Genomic DNA, 6,349 nt, shown 5'->3' with positions numbered 1-6,349 from the left:
GGCGGTGCGGGCCAGCGCCTCGACCACTCCGCCGCCCAGGTGCTTCTCCAGGACCGGGAGCACCTCGTGGCGGACCCGGGAGCGGGTGTAGGCGGCGAAGGCGCCGTCACAGTGCGGACAGGTCACCGCGGCACGCGTGTGGCCCTCGCTGTTGATCCTCTGGTAGAGGTCCTGGAGGAAGGCCACGTCGGTGGCGTACATCCGCTCGACGATCCCGGTGTGCACGTCGCCGATGTCGCCCAGCCGGGTGATCACGTGGCTGAGCAGCACCACGCTGAGGTACGCCGGGTTCTCCTTGACCCGCAGGTCGATCTGCGGCATCAGTTCGTCGCGGGCGGTCGCCAGGCGCATGGCACCGTGCCGGTGCACGGTGCCGTCGTCGTCGACGTAGCCCAGCGGCAGCTCGAACTCGAACTCGGTGTGCGGCGCCCGCCCCCGGGGCTGCGCCGCCGCCGCTGCCGCCGGGGCCTGCTGCTGGGGTGCGGCGTGCTGCGGGGCCGCGGCCCCTTCCAGCAGCTCGTCCAGGCCGATCTTGCGCCTCACTCGACCGAGATCTCCTCGAACACGATGGTCACGGTCTCGGTCGCGGGGCTGGACTCGCCGGCGCTGAGGGTCGGGCCCTCCCAGCGGCTCGCCCAGGCGTTGGTCAGCTGGATGCGCCGCAGGGTGGCACCGGTGGTGTCCTTGACCTCGATGGTGAGGTTCTGCCGCGCGGTGTTGATCGCCCCGTTGTTCAGGGTCTCCTTGATCCACTCCGTGAACGCGCCGCTCTTGTCCAGACCCCGGGTGATGGTCACCTCACCGGGGAGCCGGGCGCCGGGCTGCTTGCGGACGATCAGTTTGCCCTCTTGGGTCACCTGCTTGTACTCGACGACGTCCTGTTCGACCGTCAGGTTGGAGATCTCCTTGACGGACTCGACGTTGTAGCCGCCGAGTTGGACGCCGAATATGTGTGTGGAGAGCGGATCGCCTTCAGCCATGGGTTTCTGTCACCTTCCGATGCGAGGGGTGGCGAGGGGTGGTGCCGACCGGGCCGGTCACTCGTTGACGAGGCTCGTGCTGTCGGAGAACTGGGACAGCCGGAACACCACGAACTCCGCGGGCTTCACCGGGGAGACGCCGATCTCGCAGATCACCTGGCCGAGGTCGATGGACTCCGGCGGGTTGTTGTCGCGGTCGCACTTGACGTAGAAGGCCTCGGCCGCGGTCTGGCCGAACAGGGCCCCGCGTCGCCACTCCTCGGTGAGGAACGCGGTGATGTTCCGGCGGATGCTGGACCACAGCCGGTCGTCGTTGGGCTCGAAGACGACCCACTGGGTCCCGAGGAGGATGGACTCCTCCAGGTAGTTGAAGAGCCGCCGCACGTTCAGGTAGCGCCACGCCGGGTCGGAGGACAGGGTGCGCGCGCCCCAGATCCGGATGCCGCGGCCGGGGAACGCCCGTACGCAGTTGACGCCGATCGGGTTCAGCAGGTCCTGCTCGCCCTTGCTGAGGCGCAGTTCCAGGTCCACCGCGCCGCGGATGACCTCGTTGGCGGGCGCCTTGTGCACGCCGCGCTCGGCGTCGCTGCGCGCCCACACCCCGGCGACGTGACCGCTCGGCGGGACCAGCACGTTGCGGCCGCTCGCCGGGTCGAACACCTTGATCCACGGGTAGTAGAGCGCGGCGTAGCGGGAGTCGAAGCCCGCCTCCTCGTTGCGCCAGGTGCGCATCCGCTGGGCGTTGAGGCCGGGCGGCGGGTCCAGGACGGCGATCCGGTCGCCCATCTGCTCGCAGTGCGACATCACGGCCAGCTGGACGGTGCGCAGGCCCTCGTCGTCGAGGTCGCCGCGCTGGTAGGCGCTCATCAGGTCGGGCACCGCGACCATGGTGATCTCGTCGATCGCCTCCAGGCCGCCGAAGCCGGTCCGGGCGGCGGCGTCGCCGACGTACTCGGCCGGGTCGAGGCGGCCCACCGGGGCGGCGGCCGGCGCGGCCGCGGGCGCGAGGGCGTGGGTGCGCCGCTCGGGGCGGCTCGGCGCGGTGCCGGGCTTCTCGGCGACGGCGACCAGCTTGGACTCGCGCAGCTGGGTGAGGACGTAGCCCTTGGTGCTCTTGCGGGTCGAGACGTCGTACGTCTCGGCGACCTCGGCGCCCCGGCGCACCACCAGCCGGAAGCGGTCCTCGGGGACGTTCTCCCCCTCCAGGTCGGCGACCTCGACGGACACCTCGGCGCCCGCGCCGGGCCGGGCGGAGAACAGGAACCCGGCGATCTCGACGGGCGGGGCCGCGGTGACGGCGGGGGCCGCGCCGGGCGTCTGCCGGGCCGGGTCGCCGACCCGCACGACGTAGGCGGAGCCGCCGCCGTTGGCGAAGAAGCCGTACACCGAGTGCGCCAGGTAGGTGCCTTCGGTGAAGCCACCGAACCGCTGCACGTACTGGTCCCAGTTGGTCACCAGCGTGGGCTCGTGGAAGGGCCCGGTCTCGGCGAAGCCGACGAAGGCGGCGACGGCCGTGCCGACGCCCTCGATCGGCCGGGCACCGGACTGGACCTCCTCCACGTACACACCCGGGGTGAGGTACGACGGCATATACGCGCTCCTTCGGCTGGCCATGCATTACTCGCCGGTCATTCGCCCCCGAGTCTGCTGCCCGGGCACCTCGGGAAACATGTCCGCCGGTCCTGGACCGGGGGCAGGAACCGCTGCCCCCGGCGGACACCGTCCGACGTCCTCTCAGGCTCCCCAGCTGCCCCGTTCTCCCCGGCGGCCGGTCGGGCCGGGCCCGGCGCGACCGGCCCGACGGGCCCCGCCGGTGGGGCGGTGGGGCGGGCAGCCGGCCGGTCAGCCGTGCCCGGTGTCCCCGAGCACTCCCAGCCACGGCCCGAACTCGCTCGCCAGCACCAGCCGGCCGAGCTTGCGGTACTCGCCGACCACCGCGGAGACCAGCTGCGCCATGCCCAGCGGGGCGCCCGTCCCGGCGGCCAGGTAGGCCGCGGAGACCGCGCAGGCCCGGATCGAGCCGCCGGTGAGTTCGAAGTTCCGGGCACAGAAGTCCAGGTCGAGGTCGTCGCCGCGGGGCACCAGCGGCCCCAGGCAGCGGTCCCAGAGCAGGCGCCGCTGCGCCTCGTCCGGCAGCGGGAACTCCGCGATGACGTCCAGCCGCCGGGTGAACGCCTCGTCCAGGTTGGCCCGCAGGTTGGACGTCAGCACAGCGATCCCGTCGAAGGACTCCATCCGCTGGAGCAGGTAGGCCGTCTCCACGTTGGCGTGCCGGTCGCGGGAGTCCTTGACCTCGGAGCGCTTGCCGAACAGCGCGTCCGCCTCGTCGAACAGCAGGACGCCGTTCACCTGCGCGGCCTCGGTGAAGATCCGTTCCAGGTTCTTCTCGGTCTCGCCGATGTACTTGTCGACCACGGTGGAGAGGTCCACCACGTACAGCTCCATGCCGAGTTCGGCGGCGACCACCTCGGCCGACATCGTCTTGCCGGTACCGGACTCGCCGGCGAACAGGGCGATCACGCCGTTGCCCCGGCCACCGCCCGGGCGCATCCGCCAGCCGCCGAGGACCTGCTCGCGGTGCCGGGCGCGCAGCACGAGTTCGCGCAGCCGGCCCGCGGTGGGGGCGGGCAGGACGAGGTCGGGCCAGCCGACCCCGGGCTCGATCCGGCGGGCCAGCCGGGCCAGGCCGGCGGCGTTCTGCGCCCGCACCGCCGTGCGCAGGTCCTCGGGCCGCACCGGGCGGCGCTCCGCGGCCGCCGTCCGGGCCGCGACCGAGGCGGCGCGGGCGAGCTGCTCCCCGTCCAGCCGGTAGGCGGCGACGGTCTCGGTGAGCTCCTCGTCCAGCTCCGCGCCCAGGGCGTCGGCCCACTGCCCGGCCCTGACCCGGGCGTCCGGCGGCGGAACGGTGACCACCACCGGGCTGCGCGCCGCCCAGGTAGGGTCCCAGACCCGGGAGCCGTGCAGGAGCAGCGGGACGCCGTCGAGTTCCGCGCAGAGCTCGCGCAACAGCGCGGCCCGCTCGGGCCGTTCGGGTTCCAGCCGGTCCAGCGGTCCGAGCACCACTCCGGCCCCGCCCAGCCGTGCCTCGCGGGCGAGCACCCGGACGGTGGCCTCCGGCGGTCGGGCGGCGAACGCGGCGGCGTCGACCATCAGGGGCGGTGGGCCGGCGGCGGCGAGGGCGGCCGCCGCGAGCGGGCCGGCGTGCCCGCCGCGGTCCAGCAGGTGGACGAAGCCGCCGTCCGCGGCCAGGGCGCGAAGCCGCTCGGCGGGCTGCTCGGCGGTTGCCGGGTCGGGCTGCTCGGCGGTTGCCGGGTCGGGCTTCACGGTGGTCGGGCCGTCGGGCTTCGCGGTGCGGTGGGCGAGGCCCGCGAGCGCGCCGTCGGGCTCGTCGTCGCCGAGCAGGTGGGCCGTCACCCGGTCCGGGACGCGCAGGGTCCTGGAGAGCAGCGGGCGGTCCGGCTCGGTGATCTCCAGCAGGCCTCCGGCGATCAGTGGGGCCCGGGTGGAGAACCGGAAACGGCCGGCGCCGGCCGCAGGCAGCCCGCACAGGTCGAGGGCGAGGCCGATGGTGGCCCGACGGCGGGTCAGGTCGTCGTTGAGGTAGCCGTAGAGCTGTTCGAAGCGGGCGTCGAGGTCCGGGGCGAGTGCCACCAGCAGCAGGTCGAGGTCGACCGGGAGCAGCCCGAAGGCGGCGGCGAGCCGCCCGAGCCGGGAGCCGGGCGGCGGCGGCCCGTCGCCCGGGTCGGCGGTGGCGCGGTGCACGGTGGCGGAGGCCGCCAGGATGCGCTCGACCGCCTCCGGGCCGAGGTACTGGCCGCGGTACGGGTCGTCCGGGTCCGGGTCGTCGGCACGGCGTTCGCGCACCGCGGCGCGGACCCTCCGTTCGACCCGTTGCAGCCGCTCCCAGAGGTGGTCGCGGCCCGGGCCGGGCCGGTCGTCGTGGTCCGGGCCGGGCGGGGCGGCGCTCGCCGGCGGTTCGAGGTCGACGGTCATCGTGCCCTGCCCCGCGGTCGGCGGCCGGGCGGCAGCCCGCGCTCCCGGGGCGCGGCGAAGCCGTCCGCACCGGGGTCGGAGGCACCCTCGTAGCGCAGCCGGCGACCCGGGGCGTCGGCGGGCGGCGGGCCGGCCGGGGTGGTGTCGCCGGCGCGCAGCACCAGGCCGTCGGTGACGGGCGGCCCGGCCGGGGTGCGGACGCCGGGCAGCGGGGCGAGCACCCGCAGGTCGACGGAGGGCCGCAGCTCGCCGCCGAGCGAGGACCAGACGTCGGACACCGAGGGCAGGCCGCTGTCACGCCCCGCGATGTCCATACCGACCGTCAGCCCGAGCTCGGCGAGCGTGCCGGTGAGCAGCCGGGCGGGCAGGGTGTCGGTGGCGGTCAGGCACTGGAGCACCTCGGCCAGCAGCCGGTGCTCGTCCTGCGGCCGGTTGGTCCAGGCGGTGACCAGGTAGGCCAGCTCGAACCAGCGGGGTGCGGGGCGGTGGCCGGTCACCACGCCGTCGGCGTCGTGCTCCGCGACGGTGCCGGCCTGCCGGCGGCCGGTGTCCTCGCGGAGCCCGTACAGGAAGACGCTGACCGTGGGCGCGTTGCGCCGGGCCGCGAAGTCCCGGGTGGGCGCGTCGAAGACCACCTCGATGCCGCGCTCGGGCAGACCGGTCTCGGCGAGCAGTCGGCGCAGTGCCTCGTCGACCTCGTGGATCATCGCCGCTCCACCTCTCCGGGCGGGCCGATGCTGCCCTCGACCACCAGGAACGGGCAGGTCACCGGGGAGAAGCCGGGGCCCTCGGCGGTGATGGTGCGCGGGCCGGTCTCGTCCTTGGGGAGGATCAGCAGCTGGCCGGCGAAGGTGCCGTCGGCCTTCGGGTGGGTGGGCGCGGCCGGGGCGGTGAGCCCGGGGTTCCAGGTGAACCGGACGGGCGCGCCGGGCGGGAAGTCCACGCCGCGCACCGAGGTCACGAAGCCGGGCTTGCCGATCGGCGGGACCGCGACGATCCGGGGCTGGAGGATGCGCAGCGGGGTGCTCGCCCGGTGCGGTCCGGGGGTGGCGTCGGTGCCGGTGGTGGTCAGCTCGGCGCTGATGGTGGTGTCCAGCGCCGCCACGGGCGAGAGCACGACGCGGATCACGGCGCTGCGGCCCGGGGCGAGGTCGCTCACCGTGCAGGTGCCGGCCCGGCAGCCCCCGGGCAGGGCCTCGGTGGGCACTCCGGCGGGCAGGCCGAGGGTCAGGCGCAGGCCGGTCGCGAGGGCCTGGCCGGTGTTGCGCACCGTGTAGCTGACGGTCACGTGGCCGCCGACGTAGCCGGGGTTCGGCTGGGCGTCGACCGCGACGGTGGGGCCGGCCTGGGCCCCCACCCTGCTGGCGGCCGCCCCA

4 protein-coding genes and 2 pseudogenes are annotated in these 6,349 nt (G+C 74.8%); all 6 read right to left on the bottom strand.

The annotated features are described in order from the left end of the window. Positions 1-96 precede the first annotated feature (96 nt). A pseudogene (locus tag AB0E96_RS36930) lies at positions 97-543 on the bottom strand (hypothetical protein); the annotation flags it as partial. Next, the gene (locus tag AB0E96_RS36925) at positions 540-980 is read right to left on the bottom strand and encodes a phage tail protein (protein WP_359830535.1); all 441 of its coding nucleotides are present in this window, start codon (positions 978-980) and stop codon (positions 540-542) included. The pseudogene AB0E96_RS36930 and the gene AB0E96_RS36925, both read right to left, overlap by 4 nt. Positions 981-1,037: 57 nt before the next feature. Further along, positions 1,038-2,570 carry a phage tail sheath family protein gene (locus AB0E96_RS36920; RefSeq protein WP_359830533.1) on the bottom strand — a complete coding sequence of 511 codons (1,533 nt, stop codon included), beginning with the start codon at positions 2,568-2,570 and terminating at the stop codon, positions 1,038-1,040. Positions 2,571-2,822: 252 nt separating this feature from the next. Further along, positions 2,823-4,973: an ATP-binding protein gene (locus AB0E96_RS36915; protein ID WP_359830530.1), complete on the bottom strand. Its 2,151-nt coding sequence runs from the start codon at positions 4,971-4,973 to the stop codon at positions 2,823-2,825. Next, positions 4,970-5,680: a DUF4255 domain-containing protein gene (locus AB0E96_RS36910; RefSeq protein ID WP_359830527.1), complete on the bottom strand. Its 711-nt coding sequence runs from the start codon at positions 5,678-5,680 to the stop codon at positions 4,970-4,972. Before AB0E96_RS36910 ends, AB0E96_RS36915 begins: the two co-directional genes overlap by 4 nt. Continuing rightward, positions 5,677-6,349 (bottom strand): annotated as a pseudogene (locus AB0E96_RS36905) (hypothetical protein); the annotation flags it as partial. The pseudogene AB0E96_RS36905 and the gene AB0E96_RS36910, both read right to left, overlap by 4 nt.

This window comes from Kitasatospora sp. NPDC036755, from assembly GCF_040636595.1.
Taxonomy (GTDB): Bacteria; Actinomycetota; Actinomycetes; order Streptomycetales; family Streptomycetaceae; genus Kitasatospora.
Note: the sequence above shows the minus strand (reverse complement) of the source record. Positions and strands in the feature narration are given on the sequence as shown.